We start from the raw sequence: 16,027 nt of genomic DNA, 5'->3' as shown, positions 1-16,027 counted from the left end.
TTTATATAAAAGAAACAAATATGGTTAACTATAAACCAATTGATGACTTCTTATTCTTGCTCCATTGCATATTTTTTAAATCTAAAATATAATCACTGTCATTTTCTACATAGTCGGTTCTATCTTCAACTCTGACAAAAACTTTACCACCATTAATATATATTTGGGATTGCTGTTGATAGTATGCTTTGTGTTGGCTAATCCATCCAGGTTTTTCTCCGGTGGTTTCAATTTTTTCTATTTGAAATGTCTCGGAATGCAGTCGATAAACCGGCGTTTCATTGTAGATTCTTTCATCTATATAACCCAAACAACCAATTATATAAATATATTCTCCTACCACTGTTGCCGAATGAAAGTCGGTAGGAGGAAAAATATCTTTCGGATAACCTAAAATTGTAAATTTACCATCACCTTGATAAACTACCACGTCGTTATATATACAAAATTCTGGGTCGTAGAAATCTTCGTGTTCGCCCCCTATTTCGATGATTCTTTCATTTGGTAATTGGGTAATTGTTCTACCAGATCTGCTAAAACACCATACTGGCTCATCCTTATAGGACAGTGCATTATTTGTATCGCCAAACCTATCTCTGGCGCTCCAAGCACCTAAACCACTTTGCACCATAGCTTGCCAGAATGCTACTTTCATAACTTCTGGATTGGCTTTTCCAAATCGCCGGTATTTCCCGTTAAAATATTGCTCTGGGGAAATAGTATAAATGTCATCAGGATTACCAACTCCTGTTAGTAATCGCCGCATATAATCGTTAATGTCACTTAAATCTGCACCTGCATCAACAAGCATTTTGACAATTTCCAGGTTACTTGCTTTCTGGATCGCTTCCCTGGCGTAGTAGGAGGTTCTAGAAGCATTTGCCCCAGCTTCTAACAATAGCCTGACGCAATCAGTTGCACCATGCTCTGCTGCTAAGCTCAAAGGAGTAGTGCCAAAATCATCAGTAGCTTCAGTATCAAAGCCTTCTTGAATTAACCATTCTAGAACTTCGACATGATTATTTTCTATGGCATACATCACAGGTGGCTTATTACAATTTCCACAATCGAATTGATTTGCTCCCGAATCTAGGAGTAATCTCGCTTTTTCTACGGAGCCTACTTGAATGCTTAAAAGCCAAGGTGTTCTATCGCAAAAATCTCGTGTATCAAGTTCGCCACCTTTATCAAGTAATTTCTTTATCTCTTCGACACTGCCAAATGCAACCGCGTATATTAATTCTGTCCATTCTAGTTGTTTTCCGTCAGCACCTGCTGCTAATAAGAATTTAACAACATCAAATCTACCAATCCATGCAGCAGTATTTAGAGCTGATTCACCATATTCACTAGTCCCATTAATTTTTGCACCCCTGGCAATCAATAAATTGACAACTGGAATCAAGTTTTCACATTTATTAATATCTCGACCATGCATCGCATCGATTAGTACATCATAGCCACCTGGTCTTTGATAATCTATATCAGCACCTGCATCTATAAGGTATTGGATTTTTTCGACATTTCTCGATTGTACACCTAGCCCAAGCACATTCTGATTATACCTGCCTTCAACCGCATTTACATCAGCACCGTTTTCTACCAAAAATCGCACCATATCAAGGTTGGCATTTGCGTCATTTACTGCATACATTAATGGTGTTTTTGACCATTTATCTATATGATCGATATCAACTCCCCTAGCTAGTTGATGTTGTACGCCTGTGATATCTCCTTGTCTGGTATAAGCATGAATTTCCATAGTTGAAATAACCTTTTTTCAGTGAACGAGTAAGTAGGTTGGCGTTGAAAATTGTAATTAGGACGGGCAGTAGGCAAGCTGAATTTCAATTATGAACTACCCTATCGGTGGGGTAGTTTATTCAGTATTTGTCTTTAAAAGCATATCGCTTTCCCAGTTCTGTAAAAGTGCCAAGAATCCATCACGGGGAGGTTTACCGGAGGCAAACTCTAAACGTGCATTTTGTGCCAACGAGTAGTCCGCAGATGCTGAAATCACGACCCATTCTTTACGACAAAAGCAGTGCCCACGAGCAGTTTCATATTCATCGATGAAAGCGCGTGTCTCTGCTAGGCTTGGGGTTAAAGGTGTTGGAATCTCCCATTGGGCAGTAAATTGAACTGCCGCACGTCCTACCATCTCAGCCTCGGAGGCTGCAAACAGCGAATCCCAGTCATATACTACACACACATTATTTTCATGAAAACGGCAGTTCTTAACCCCCCAATCTAAATGTGCAGGTATGAGCGGCAGATTTTTAGCTTGTATTATCGATTGGGCGCGACGGGCAATTTGGTCGATCCACCTTGCCTCCGGATCTTTATCCAGCTTCAAGAAGGAGCGATGAGAATTAGACCAAAGCTTACTTTCTCGTGTCGGTGCTAATGGTAGTTCTGTGGGATTTTCGTGCGGCAGAATGCCAGTGAGTTCTGCCAGTACTTGTGCCAGTTCTTGACGCACAATTGGTTCGTGCGGGTTTCGCATTGCTCCATCCATGAATGTGTAGAAAACACCTGTTATACCGTCTTCTGTTTTAAATATTTGAGACCGGGTTGGCGGTGCAGGGAAACCAGAACGCACTACTATGTTCAAGCACCTATGCGCGGCTGCGAGTTGCTCTTGCGATTGAGATGGATGGAAAAGCTTAAGGATGACCCGCTCGCCTGATAATAATTCAAGCCCAAATACAACTCCAACGCTCTTTTCTGCAAAAAAAGCCCCACGAATTCCCTGGCCAAGCTCTTCCCATGTCAATTGGTCAACGAGCATGGAAATCTGCCGGTTAGATAGCGTTCCGGTAATTGTTGCCAGATCGGCTCGCCATTTACCCTCAAATTCGACTTGGAGTAATCTTTGAAGTGGAAGCAGTTCAGACATATCTTTGTTCAAAGTCCAAATTAAAAGATTAGCTCGAAAAACTATTTGCTTTTCTAAATCTACTTTGATGCACGATATTGTGATTGGATTATTTATTAATGAACTTATCCCACTAATAAGATTTTTGCTAAGAAGCTTAAATATTTTAAGAGCTAACAACGAAAAATAAATCTTTTCATACAAATTTTATTCACATACAGCAGATTCGATGTTTATGAGGTACAGTACTGAATTCAAATTCCAAGCTTTAAAAACCGTCCTGTAATTTGGTGTACCTCACTTACCTCAAAAGTGCTGTAAATGAGCATTTTTAGAATAGTGGGATAGGTTCATGTCCAAAACTGGCTCAGGCTTTTAAAATTGCGCTTAATTCACCCAAACCAGTTGAATTAAATTCAATTCAGATTTACAAATTGCACAGCATGGGTTTAGTACAAACATTAGATAACTGTGTTATACCTAGCTGTAATTTATATCGGGAGTATTTTCAACGAGTTTTGGTTTGAAAAACTATAATTATTTTTCTCGTTTTTAATTTACGACTTACAACAAAGTGATTATTCCATCTACCTAAAAATTTATCCTACCGGAGGAGGAGGGAAGTCTTTATCGTCGAATGTGACTGTTATTGTTACGGGAAAAGATTTTACTTGCTCAGCTAAACCTGAACATTTACCCCGAACTTCAATGGACTTTTTGATGGTCTTCTTCACCGTCTTTTCGGTATTTTGGTGCTTATTGCCAGAAACCCAGGCACCCCCAAATGCTTGTTGACCAGCTTTCTCTAAATCTATAAGTGAGAAAGGCTGCATGGTAATGGTTTTTGTGTAGGATTGGGTGTTTGTCTTACCGTTAACCACAGTCGTCAAATTTTGACCATTGGGACGGTAAGCAAGGTAAGTGACGGTGCGTCCAGCAGCACATTTCATGGCAATTTTACCCTTCATGTTCAGATTGCCAGACTTTGTTGCCAAAACATGATTGACAATTGAATTTCCATTGATGACCTCTACGGTTTCATGCTTCATGGGCACATAGGCTTGGGTACTGCCAAGTTGAGCCAAGTAAGGTCCAGTTCTGGGAGTAGGTGAATCAAAGACTGGATCGATGGCGATGGCTTGTGCTAAAGCAGCAATAGATGGAAAAAGTAATGTGAAAGCAGTGGTCGCTATAATTGCAGTTGCTTTCGGAATGCATTTCATGATGATTAACCTCTATGAACTAAGTAGGTAAGCGGAAGTAAACTAAGGTAATAGAATGCAAGACTCAACTGGAAAAGCCTATCTACTTAGATATAGTTTTCCCTGTTGGTTTTTCTTTATGTTCCATCCGTTAAAGAAACATGCTTGATCTAGTCCAATTTGTTTTGGTGCTAACCGAGTCCATTTATATTCGGCTCTATGCTTTTTGCCATTCAACGATACGTTAATCTTTCTATTTGAACTACGTTTTCTTCGCCGCCACCACCAATATCTACCATTAGGTTTAGCTTCAACAAAGAAAGACCCGTTAATATTATCCCTAGTAGCAACATAAACTTTTTCATTTGTTTTATTCGCTATACAGATATATAGGATACTGTCGTTCAATTCCGCTTTAACTGGTTGAATTGAGGCAATATTAATACCTGCTATTGTTGCTGAGAGAAATAAAGATAATCCAGTAATTTGTTTTAACATTGTTCACACCTTTTTATAATTATTATGAATTTTTAGTAGCATTTAGAAGTAACTTCTATTGCTGTATGTTCCAATTATCAAGTCAATAAATAAGAATACCAATAGGAATAAATCAGGTATCTTCAAAGTTTAAAAATCAGGTGTTTCAATATTACAAATAGGAAAAAGTCAGGTTTTGATTTTCAGCCAAAATATTTAAAAATAGAAATAGTATAGTGATAAAAATAGTTTTAGCGATAAAATCATGACTCAATCACCATCACAATATGAATATCAGGTTGGTGGAAGTCTTCCTGCTAACGCCGATAGTTATGTCACTCGTAAAGCCGATCGAGATTTTTATCAAGCTTTAAAAGCAGGTGAATTTTGCTATGTTTTGAACTCGCGACAGATGGGTAAATCAAGTTTGCGAGTACAAACTATGCAAAAGTTACAAGCAGACGATTTTGTTTGTGCTTTTATCGATTTAACCGGAATTGGTAAGGAAGATGTTACCGCTGAGAAATGGTACGCTGGAATTGTGCAATCTTTAGTAAGTAGTTGTCAGCTAAGTAAAAAAAACAAGTGGCGAATGTGGTGGAAAGAAAGGCGATATTTACTTTCACCAATACAGCGGCTTAATTTATTTATTGATGAAATATTATTAGTAGAAATTTCCCAAAAAATAATTATTTTTGTAGATGAAATTGATAGAGTTTTGAGCCAAAATTTTTCTCTAGATGATTTTTTTGCTTTAATCAGATTTTTTTACAATAAACGTGTTGATAATCCAGAATATAAACGCTTGACTTTTGCACTGTTGGGAGTTGCGACACCAAGCGATTTAATTACAGATAAAACTCAAACTCCTTTTAATATTGGTAAGGCTATAGAATTACATGGATTTCAAGCTGATGAAGTGCAGCCATTAGCGAAAGGTTTAGAAGCAAAATTTGACAATCCCCAAGCTATAATCAAAGAAATATTAAATTGGACTGGAGGACAACCTTTTTTAGCGCAAAAATTATGTCAGTTGATGATTAAAAGTCAACAGAAAAATTATATTAGTGCAAACCAATTAGTTAAAGAGATTGTACAAAAATCAATTATTGAAAATTGGGAAGGACAAGACGAACCAGAACATTTAAAAACGATTCGAGATAGAATCCTTCGCAACGAACAAAAAGCAGGGAGATTATTGGTTATTTATCAAGAAATTTTACAGCGAGGAGAAGTTATTGCAGATGGGAGTCTAGAACACACAGATTTACGTTTATCTGGCTTGGTAGTTCAAGGACAAGGTAAATTAAGAGTATATAACCACATTTACAAACAAGTTTTTAATAAAGCGTGGGTTGAAAAACAATTAGCAAAATTACGTCCTTATTCTCAAAGCTTTAATATTTGGGTTGCTTCTAATTATCAAGATGAATCTCGACTGTTGCGGGGAAAAGCATTACAAGATGCTCTATCCTGGGCAAATAATCAAAGCTTAAGTCCTTTAGATTATCGATTTTTATCTGCCTCTCAAGAATTAGAACAGCGTGAAATTCAAAATAGTTTAACTATCAAAGAAGAAGAAAGTCAAATATTAGCAAAAGCGAACGATACTTTAACTCAAGCTCAGAAAAAAGCAAAAAGAATTATATCTTTAGGTAGTATATTTTTAGCCATATCTTTTTTAACAGCACTATTTACAGGTATACAACTTGTCCAAGCAAGGTGGGAACAAAAAGAAGCCGATATAGTTTTAACAAGTGTTTATTCACAAAGAGCATTCGATAAAAGTCCTTTTCAAGCATTGCTTTTAGCGTTAAAATCAGGACGCAAATTGCAAGAATTGGAAAAATTATCTCCGGTTACAACAGATACTCGCAAACAGGTACTATCTGCATTACAACAAGCGATTTATAACATTAGGGAAAAAAATCGCTTGCAAGGACATCATGACAAAGTAAAAGGTATCAGTTTCAGTCCGGATGCTAAAATTATCGCCTCAGCCAGTGCAGACAATACTATTAAACTGTGGAATCCTAAAAATGGTATTTTGTTGCGATCACTAATTGGTCATACTAAAATCGTCTGGAGTGTCAGTTTTAGCCCTAACGGTAAAATTATTGCTTCTAGCGCTAGCGATGGCACAATCAAGCTGTGGAATGTCAAATCTGGGGCTTTAATCAAAACTATAAAAGCTCACAATCCAATCTTATTAGACGTTCGTTTTAGCTTTGATAGTAAAATCTTAGCTGCTGCCGCAGCAAATGGTAAAATTGCACTTCTCAATCTTGAGAATCACAGTTTAATTAAGATTATTGACGCTCATAGTGAACCAGTTTCAAGTATAAATTTCAGCCCAGATAATAGAATACTCGCTACTGCAAGTTTTGACCATAACCTCAAATTGTGGAGCGTATCGGATGGTAGTTTAGTAAAAACCTTCAGAGGTCATGAAAATAAACTTGCTAGCGTCATTTTTAACCCTAATGGGAAAATTGTGGCTACCGCAAGTTTTGACCATACTCTTAAACTATGGAATGTTAAGAATGGTAGTTTAATTCATACCTTTGAAGGTCATATTGCTCCTGTTAAAAGCCTTAGCTTTAGTCCTAATGGTAAAGAAATTGCTTCAGCTAGCGAAGATGGGACAATAAAATTATGGAATTTGGAGCAAAAAGAAATTAAACCGCAAACTTTCAAAGGTCATAATGGTCATATTTGGGGTATTGCTTTTAGTCCTGATGGTAAAACTTTAGCAACTTCAGGCAGCGATTCAACTGTAAGGTTGTGGAATATTGATGGTATTGAACCTCAAACACTAGGAAAGCATAGCGCTAAAGTTTGGGATATTAGTTTCAGTCCTAATGGTAAAATTTTAGCCTCCGCAAGTGCGGATAAAACTATTAAGTTGTGGAATTTGGAAAAATCTCTCTTAAAAACTATTCGTAATAACGACCAAGTAAAAAGTATCAGTTTTAGTCCGAATGGTAAAACTCTTGCTTTTAGCAGCGATGACGGTTTTATCAAATTATTGCGTTTTAATAATGGTAATTTAGTACAAAATTTTGAGTATCATGGTGATCGCCTATCAAGAGTAAGTTTTAGTCCTGATGGGAAAATCCTCGCTTCTACTGGTGATAATGAAGTTGTAAAGTTGTGGGATTCTGTTGATGCAACAGTATTACAAACTTTTAAAGCTTATAATAATATGTTTACAGGTGGCAGATGGACTGATATCAGTTTTAATCCGGATGCTAAAATACTAGCCTCTGTGAGCGATGAACCAGCAGTAAAGTTATGGCGTGTTGGAGATGGTAGTTTAGTAAAAACTTTTCCTAAAGCTCACAGCCATAGAATTACAAGTGTCAGTTTTAGTCCAGACGGTAAACTTATTGCTTCAGCGAGTGCAGATAACACAGTCAAATTATGGCGGGTTAGAGATGGAAAGTTAATCAAACCTCTTAAAGGTCATAGTAACTGGGTTACTAAGGTTAAATTTAGTCCAGATAGTAAAATTCTCGCTTCCGCTAGTTTTGACCGCAAAATAAATTTATGGAACACCAATAATGGTACATTAGAGCAAACCCTAAAAGGTCATCGCGCTTGGGTAACAAGTATTAGCTTTAGCCCTAATGGAAAAACCATAGCTTCTGCAAGTAGAGACGGTACAGTCAAGCTATGGAAATTAGATTTAGATTTGGATGATTTTATGAAAATGGGTTGCACTTGGTTGCAAGATTATTTAGCAATTCATTCTGAAGAAAAGGAATTACAGCAAATTTGCCGTCAATCAATAATAAGTAAGAAGTAATAAGAAACTCTATAGGGAGCATCTCAACTTTGTAAGAACAAAAGAACGAATAGTATGTATCTAAAGCTTGTCATTAAGATAAGCACAGCGGTGCATGAGGACTTGAGGAACATTAGATTCATTCCATTGCGCTCCAGAAATTTTTAATCGCCGATCTATTTGTTTAATCGTGGATTCGACAGCTGGTTAGAGTCGACGGGTGGTATTATCCACTGCGCCTCTCCTTCAGAACTCTACGTATGCCTTTAGGTGGTAATGTTGTAGATGAGTTGAAATAACTATATATCTACTTGAAATTCATATCTATTAATAAATAAGGCAATTACCAAATCATGCATTTGAACAGATTTTGAAAAACAAATACTTTTCCTTGCTAAGCGTTTAATTCTTGTTCGTAACGTTAGATGTTTGCGTTCAATTGTCTGCATAAAAATTCCACCCACAAATCGGAAATTAGAGATTTGAGAAAAAATTTAGAAATTATTCGCCCAAAGGCAGCTTGAGAATTTCATTCACGGGTATTGAGCTTAAACTTGTGAGTTTTTTTACGGTAGCCCCCTACTTTTAAACATCCTCTTATTGATATTGTATATGTTATTTTCTGGAAGTCCCTAAAAGTTGATTTTCGGTCACAGTTGGTTGTTTACTAAGGTAGCGTAATATCCTCGTTGCTCTAATAAATATGTGTGAGAGCCTTGATCTACAATACTTCCTCGATGTAGTACTAAAATTAAGTCTGCATTACGAATAGTGCTAAGGCGATGTGCAATTATAATTTGAGTGCAGGAGATTTGCCCCAGATTTTGTTCAACCAAACGCTCTGTCGGCGTATCTAAGTGACTGGTTGCTTCATCAAGCAGCAAAATAGCAGGCTGACCCGCAAGGGCACGAGCGAGGGATAGTCGCTGTCGTTGTCCTCCAGATAGTCCACTTCCTCCCTCTGCAATTCTAGTTTCATATCCCATTGGCATTTGCATAATTTCATCGTCAATGACTGCTATGTGGGCAGCTGCAATCACTTCTTGTAAAGAAAGTGCTGGTTTGTTGAAAGCGATATTTTGTCTTATTGAACCACTAAATAAAAAAGGTTCTTGCAAAACTACGCCAAATTGGTTACGCCATGTTCGACATTTGAAATTTTCTAAAGAGATACCGTCATATAGAATTTGCCCTGTATTCGGTCTATAGAGTCCTAGTAAGAGCTTTGCAAGGGTGCTTTTACCTGACCCTGATTGTCCCACTATAGCCACTTTCTGACCAGGTTGAATTACGAAAGATACATTTTTGAGGACTAAAGGCGCATTTTTGTCATACTGAAAACTTACGTTTTTGAATTCGATGTGTCCTTTCAGTTTTGGTGCAGCTTTCGTTGTTTTTATTCCTTGTTCTGATTCTGCTTGCAAGACATCCGTGAGTCTTTCGAGGTGGGCACCTGCAACTTGTAAATACTGCCCACTCGTCACCAAAGAAGCAATTGGAGCTAAAAACAAAGCGGCGATCGCATTCATGGCTAACATGGTTCCCAAACTCATGTTTTTTTGCAGGACGTAAAATGTGCCTAGCCAAAGCAATACCAATGGCGATAGGGTTCTCATTGCTTGTAAAAAGGCTTCAATAATAGCTGTCAATTGATTTCGCTGTAGCGACACATTGAGATGTTTCATAAAGAGGTTGGACCAGCGATCGAACGCTTGGTCTTCGCACCCCGTTGCCTTCAAAGTCAAAATTCCTGTTAAAGCTTCAACCATATAACTTTGAGCTTCTGCTTGAGCTGCAAGCTCCTTTTGCATCAGATAATGAACGCGACGAGTTGTAGCTAAAAGTAACGCAACTTGCAACAACCCAAATGCCAAAACTATTAAGCCAAAAAACAGTTGTTGGCTGAGTAAAATAAGTAAGTAACCCAATATAAAACAGCCGTCTAGCAGAACGGATAGACTTTGAGTGGTTAGCATTTCGCGAATAATGGCGTTACTGCCCATACGCATTGAGAGATCGCCAGTCGAACGCTGCTCAAAAAAGCGAAAGGGTAAGGTTAGTAGATGATCGAAGAAACCCAAGATTGTTTGGATATCGATTCGCGCTCGTAAATAAATGAGCAGCGCAGAACGTAAGTAGCTAACAATCAATTGTGCCAACATTAAGATAGCAATACCAATGGCCAAAATCGGCATCAGGCTGTTCAAATGGAACGGCAAAATTCGGTCGATAAAAACTTTTGTCAGCATAGGTAGTCCTAAGCCGAGACATTGTAGCAACAAAGATGCACCTATGATTTGAATGAACAGCTGAGGCTGTAAGACAGTATATCGAATGAGGAATTGAAGCCACAGAGGCTGGGAAGTTTTCCCACGTGGCTCAAACCCAGCTCCTGGTTCCAAAGTTAAGACAACACCCGTGAAGCTCCCATCGAACTGAGCCGTAGTCAGTTGATACCGGCCTCCAGCGGGATCGACAATGCCAATTCGATTTGGCGACCAAGATTCAACTACGACAAAGTGATTAAAATTCCAATGGGCGATCGCCGGTAAGGGGACATATCTAAAATCAGCCATATCAATGGCATAAGCTTTGACTCGAAGCCCATAGTTACGAGCTACTTCAGCAAGGTGTTGAGCGCTCACCCCATCTCGACCTACATCAAAGCAATCCCGACACTCGGAAACGCGAGTATGGCGACCATAGTAACTCAAGATCGTGGCTAGGCAAGCGGCACCGCACTCAACCTCATTTAATTGTAACCGAATTGGAACGCGGTAACTTTGACCTTTTAGTAAGTTGCAAAGCAGTTGGCAGGCAGCATTTTTGAACTGAAATATTGTTTTTTTCAAGTATGCCAGTCGGCGCTGCTTGGTTATAAATCTGTTCATAGCTTATCTCATTTGGTCAGTTTTGAGTTTACGTTTCAAAAACTGATGAACTCCTGGCAAGAAAGATATTATTCTGCTCCCCTCACCTTCGATTTCTGCGTGCCCAACGCTTCCAATATAGGCGGTGCTAGGTAAAGTAGTTGGAATTGGCTCCAGGGGAGTCACAACGAGCCTCACAGGTTGAGTAATATTTGCAGTAACGTTATTTTCCAATCCCCATTGCTGTTGAATATCCTTTGGGCTGAGAACTTGCTTGTTTGCGGCGATAATTGGTCGTTTAATGCGATCGCTACCTAGACCATCAAACCGCAGAAGAATAAACTGGGAAGATTTTAAAGGGGGTGATGATTGAGCAGGGAACAAAGCAATTACAACCACTTCTGCTTGGCTATCTTGAGAGGCCGCCGGACGGCGCACAATTATGGCAGAGCCAGTGATAAAAGTAGGAATTTGGATACAGCTTGCGACTGTCCCGCTCGCGGCTAAAAGCCCTAATAAGGTCCACAAATAAAGAAAAACGCGAGGAGCAACTAGTTGAGGCAAAACTGCTTTTTCTTGTCCTCTAATATAATTTTGAACCGCATTTTTCCGAAAAATAGAGGATTTGTAGTCAACCATAATCTTAGCCTGCGGCGACTTGTTCTGGTACAAAAAGTTGAGAAAGCCGATCGGCGTTTCCCCAGTACCATTCCACTTTAGCGACCTGTCGGCGTTCTGCTAGCCAAGCTTCAAATAAAATCCTCTTAATAGTCTGCTGCATTTTAACATCAAAACAGGTAGGTGGAATTGCTAAAACGAGGATTAACTCATAGCAGTCATCATCAGTTTTTAAGGGTTTTAACAGTTTGCCAGGCTTCTCTGAGAATATAGCATTTGCTTTTTGATCGGTCATTTGTCGGCGCTGTAATTCTGCAAATAGCATTCTGCTAGTTTGTTCGACGCTTTTTTGGCTTGCTGCTAAAAATTGTTGCTGGGCTGCTTGCCAAAAATCAATGTCACCACTCAAAACCTGTTGGTATAGCTGTTCTGCTTTTTGCTTACCATGAATACTGAACTGAGCAACATGAGCTGTATCAAAATTGGCTTTATGCTGAGTAAAGTAGTCTTTTATCCTACTAGCGGTCACCTTGTCTCGCAGCTTGGCGACGACTGCTTCAGTCGTAACATACTGTTCAAGCTGTGTGTGAGTCATGCTCCGTTGAGACATCCATCGGTAAGTATCTTCGGATGTGTAAAGTCGATGTGCTCGTCGCCATCCGTCTATCGCAAGTTGCAGTTCTGAATCTGTTAGCTCAATAGGATTTTTCTCTAGTTCTTCTTGAATCAGGCAAGCATTAAGTAGGCGATTGACTAGCTTGGGTTCATCCCAAACTGAGTCTAGACAGCCAATTGCCTGCTCTATCGTTAAAACAGTGTTATTGACTTTGACTAAATCGGCATCATGCCAGCGATGAACACCGCGCATTGGCCACGGCAAAGCACGGTCTGGACAGAAACTCACCGAAACAGTTCCTTCACCCGGATGGCGGAGCAAAACATCATAATGAACTGAATAGTCATAAGATTCTTCCTCCCACAGTAGATTAATCTCTGTATTTGGATACTGCTGTTGCAGCCTCCGTAATCTTTTTCGCGCTACCTTAGGGTGGATATTGTCTTGGTGCAACTGCATCAAGTAAGCGAACACATCTTCAAGTTCGTTTTGAAACTGATTTTTCATTTTTAGGCTCCTAAACTTAATTTTGGTGATATGCTAATGGGTTGACTATCTTTTATTGGAGCGAGAAGCAAGTCGCAAATCGCATCGCTGATGGGCAGCCCCGTTTCGTATTCAATCCAAAGATATTGACCATTAGGATTAATTTCTAAAAAAATGTAGCGCCCTTCAGGAGTTAACACCATATCAATGGCACCGTAACAAAGTTCGAGTTGATTTACGAGTGCTATGCAGTGCTTTGCAATCTCTAGTGGCAGAGCATGGGGAAGATAAGGAGTTTCGTTGCGGTCATAGCGCCGCCAGTCATGACGAGTACGATAGCTAATTTGAGAATGGATTTCAGCTGCAAAAACCTGTTGACCTACGACAATAACACGTAACTCAACTTGTTTGGGCACGTAAGCTTGAAAAATCATAGGACTATAACGGATGTCATGAAAGTAGCCGATGTCCTGCTTAGAAACCACTTCTGTGTAACGGCAAAATGGCGTACCGACCTTCCGAAAAAAGGAGAATCCGGCTAACTTACTGATAATTTGACCGTTATGTTGTCGATAAAATTCTAACAAGTCTTCCGGAGAGTTAGTAATCAAGGTAGGCGGTAGCTCGAACCCTAATGCACCAGCAATTTTAAGCTGTGAAGCTTTCATTTGCGCTCGTTTGATTACTGCACGAGGTGCAGGGAGAAACAGGCAATTAAGGGAATTCCATACATCATCTAATACATCTTGACATTCTCCCGCGATAGAATCCCTTTCTGTGCTATTTAGTAGTTCGGAGTGAACCACAGGTATCCGAGGACGACGATACCAAACAGCCTTCACTTGATTTAGTTCAATTGTCTTTGCTTCTGTATGAAGTATATAACTGGTTTGTCCATTGGGAGAGCAAGAAAAAGATATCTGAGCTTTTGTGGGGAAATCCGCAGGATGGAATCTAACAAACGGCACCCCGTGCATTTTAAGCTTTTTTACAACATGGTCAGCATGAATGTCTAATGGCTCTGTCAAAATCAAAAGCATAGCGCACCTCACTTTTAGCTTTAGTTAAAAAAAAGTACAGCCGCTCGGTTGGTTGTTTCCAGTGAGCGACTGCCTAACCTAGTACTTTGTCCCATTAATTTTGACGAGTCGCGGGTGCGAGCGATCCCCGACTTCTATCCTAGGAATTGCTACAATGTGCGGATATTGATTCAGAAGTCGGGGATCTGTTCCCTAGGCATCAGAACTTATGGAACAGACTACTAGTGTTCCACCACATTAGTTATGAGGGGTATTGCATCAGTCCTATTTATAGGACTTTTGCTATTAGGCAGGGACTCTAAGTCCCTGGCAGTTGGATGTCTACCCCGCAAAATTAATGTGGTGGAGTACTAGTCTAGTTAGACTAAGCACTCAACTTATTCATCATCACACATCCCTGGCTCAGTACAGCTTCCAGCACTTCTTCTCCTTCCTATTGGTAGTCCTCCTGATACATTTCGTAAATCTGCTTCAGACAGTTCAACTCCGATGGTTGAGAGGTCGTCAATGCGGGTGCGTTGATATTTTGTATTTTTTGATTTTTTCTCGGTCATCAATCTATCCTCAATTAATTAGAAATATCATACATAGAGCTTCAATTTGTTTAGCTCTATTCTTATTTTGATTGAAGTATCTTAAAAATCTATAGGATAAAATCAGGTATTGAGAAAATAATTGTAAGAAGAAAGTAAGGAAAAATCAGGTAATAAGGGACTTGCAAAAAAATAAGATACCAGTTACTGTAGAATGCCACAAGCCTAATTATGTCTAAAATTTAACAAGGTACTAAAGTAAGTAATGTTAAGCGATTATGGGGTATTATTTTATGGAACTTAGGATGGAAGGCATTGGTGAGAACTTAAAGAAGAATACCAAAGGTCAAGGTGTAATTTACAAAAGACAATAAACAGCTAAAAGGCTGATAAATGATAGATTTGAGTTTGGTGTATGACTTATTCCCAAGCAATGAGCAGCAAAAAAAGGCTACCAACCTAAGGCGGGACAGCGGACAAAGTTAAAATTTTGGCTTATTGTGCGATCTGCACTACGCGTCCCAAAGGGGTGATAATGGGTGAAGTGGGTGTTCACATAATGCCGATTTGTGCCTCAGAGGCATCGCAGGTGACGCAGAAATCAGGTTTCGTGGAATACAGTATCTAAACCCCCAGTACATAAGCTTTTCATCGATTTAGCTCTAGGCGTATTGCTAGAGAAGCTGGCAGGAAGTGCCATTGTTTTATCTTTAAGTTCCATGTAAGTTTTGGAGTCGGAACTTTACCTCAATTAACCCCATAACTGCGTGTCAAATTCTTTAAATCCTACCCCAATTTGATGAAAAAGTTCCGATACAAGCGGTTCTAGGAACTGTGTTAAGTTTTAATGCAAAATTGAATTCAAAGGCTGAAAGTCTCTCATAGCAATGCTTTCAGATGCGTTGGCACTCTGTGTCAGCTTCTCTAGCATTAGGCCCTCTAACTGTGTCCATAATGTGAATAAGGCACCGAGCAGGGAGCAGGGAGCGGGGAGCAGGGAGCAGGGTGCAGGGTGCAGGGTGCAGGGGGACGGGTTATTCATTATGCTTACGTTTAATGCCGCCAAACTCAATTGCTTCTTTTTNTTTTTCCATTCTCGGTGCTCCCAAGCTCTCTGCTCAAGAGCTTGGTTTGGTCAAGCACGAATAACGGTAATATCACGGTTATTAGGTGTGGTAAGAACTTGTGTAGATAAACGTTCTTCAATTGGTGGAGCACTTTTGCGTCTATCGAATACAAACAACCAACCTTCATTTACGTCCAAACGGGCCAAATATGATTCTAATTGTTCGATTCCTTCTGCTTGGGGGTCACGTTTCTTTTCGCGCCATACCTTGAGTTCGATTCCCAGGGTAACGGTTTTATATTTTAAACATAGGTCCATGCGATCGCTACCAATGGCATATTCCCGTTCCAAAGAACCACCACCATTGACAACACGATGTAAGAAAGCCATTAATACGATGTGGGGTGCAATTTCGTGATAAGTAGTAGTACTTAATAGTGGTTCTCCATGTTGT

The 16,027-nt window shown here is 39.4% G+C and carries 11 protein-coding genes and 4 pseudogenes; 3 read left to right on the top strand and 12 right to left on the bottom strand.

The features are described 5' to 3' along the window. Positions 1–28: 28 nt before the first annotated feature. Positions 29–1,762 carry an ankyrin repeat domain-containing protein gene (locus tag BC008_RS04615; RefSeq protein WP_027843538.1) on the bottom strand — a complete coding sequence of 578 codons (1,734 nt, stop codon included), beginning with the start codon at positions 1,760–1,762 and terminating at the stop codon, positions 29–31. A 117-nt stretch (positions 1,763–1,879) separates the two neighbouring features. Next, complete coding sequence (locus tag BC008_RS50315; protein ID WP_235595794.1) at positions 1,880–2,791, bottom strand: phosphotransferase; 912 nt, start codon at positions 2,789–2,791, stop codon at positions 1,880–1,882. 118 nt (positions 2,792–2,909) lie between these two features. Between BC008_RS50315 and BC008_RS52605 the strand changes: the two are divergent. Both BC008_RS52605 and BC008_RS46090 read left to right on the top strand, forming a co-directional pair. Next, a pseudogene (locus tag BC008_RS52605) lies at positions 2,910–3,068 on the top strand (IS1 family transposase); the annotation flags it as partial. A gap of 154 nt (positions 3,069–3,222) precedes the next feature. Further along, positions 3,223–3,405 (top strand): AAA-like domain-containing protein, encoded by a 183-nt coding sequence (locus BC008_RS46090; protein ID WP_082650482.1) that lies wholly within the window; start codon positions 3,223–3,225, stop codon positions 3,403–3,405. Between the two features lie 72 nt (positions 3,406–3,477). Here the strand turns inward: BC008_RS46090 and BC008_RS04605 are convergent, their stop codons facing one another. Both BC008_RS04605 and BC008_RS04600 read right to left on the bottom strand, forming a co-directional pair. Beyond that, on the bottom strand, positions 3,478–4,101 hold the full coding sequence (locus BC008_RS04605) for a hypothetical protein (protein WP_027843536.1): 624 nt from the start codon (positions 4,099–4,101) through the stop codon (positions 3,478–3,480). A 78-nt stretch (positions 4,102–4,179) separates the two neighbouring features. Beyond that, positions 4,180–4,578, bottom strand: a complete 399-nt coding sequence (locus BC008_RS04600; protein WP_027843535.1) for a hypothetical protein — start codon at positions 4,576–4,578, stop codon at positions 4,180–4,182. 244 nt (positions 4,579–4,822) lie between these two features. Here BC008_RS04600 and BC008_RS04595 point away from each other — a divergent pair, with 244 nt between their 5' ends. Further along, on the top strand, positions 4,823–8,365 hold the full coding sequence (locus tag BC008_RS04595) for a WD40 domain-containing protein (protein ID WP_027843534.1): 3,543 nt from the start codon (positions 4,823–4,825) through the stop codon (positions 8,363–8,365). 60 nt (positions 8,366–8,425) lie between these two features. Here BC008_RS04595 and BC008_RS48030 read toward each other — a convergent pair. The 8 genes and pseudogenes from BC008_RS48030 to BC008_RS04570 all read right to left on the bottom strand — a co-directional run. Beyond that, positions 8,426–8,548, bottom strand: a pseudogene (locus BC008_RS48030) (ISKra4 family transposase); the annotation flags it as partial. Between the two features lie 95 nt (positions 8,549–8,643). Then, positions 8,644–8,805: pseudogene (locus tag BC008_RS46085) on the bottom strand (IS1 family transposase); the annotation flags it as partial. 189 nt (positions 8,806–8,994) lie between these two features. Then, the gene (locus tag BC008_RS04590; protein WP_027843533.1) at positions 8,995–11,235 is read right to left on the bottom strand and encodes a peptidase domain-containing ABC transporter; all 2,241 of its coding nucleotides are present in this window, start codon (positions 11,233–11,235) and stop codon (positions 8,995–8,997) included. Between the two features lie 3 nt (positions 11,236–11,238). Next, a complete protein-coding gene (locus BC008_RS04585) occupies positions 11,239–11,853 on the bottom strand; it encodes a hypothetical protein (protein ID WP_027843532.1) in 615 nt (204 codons plus the stop codon). Between the two features lie 4 nt (positions 11,854–11,857). Then, the gene (locus BC008_RS04580; protein WP_027843531.1) at positions 11,858–12,955 is read right to left on the bottom strand and encodes a TIGR04500 family putative peptide maturation system protein; all 1,098 of its coding nucleotides are present in this window, start codon (positions 12,953–12,955) and stop codon (positions 11,858–11,860) included. Positions 12,956–12,957: 2 nt separating this feature from the next. Further along, positions 12,958–13,974 (bottom strand): MvdC/MvdD family ATP grasp protein, encoded by a 1,017-nt coding sequence (locus tag BC008_RS04575; protein ID WP_058183230.1) that lies wholly within the window; start codon positions 13,972–13,974, stop codon positions 12,958–12,960. Between the two features lie 377 nt (positions 13,975–14,351). Then, positions 14,352–14,528, bottom strand: a complete 177-nt coding sequence (locus BC008_RS49250; protein WP_161938071.1) for a hypothetical protein — start codon at positions 14,526–14,528, stop codon at positions 14,352–14,354. Between the two features lie 1,114 nt (positions 14,529–15,642). Continuing rightward, positions 15,643–16,027: pseudogene (locus BC008_RS04570) on the bottom strand (ATP-binding protein); the annotation flags it as partial.

This window comes from Mastigocoleus testarum BC008, assembly GCF_001456025.1.
GTDB classification, from domain to species: domain Bacteria; phylum Cyanobacteriota; class Cyanobacteriia; order Cyanobacteriales; family Nostocaceae; genus Mastigocoleus; species Mastigocoleus testarum.
Note: the sequence above shows the minus strand (reverse complement) of the source record. Positions and strands in the feature narration are given on the sequence as shown.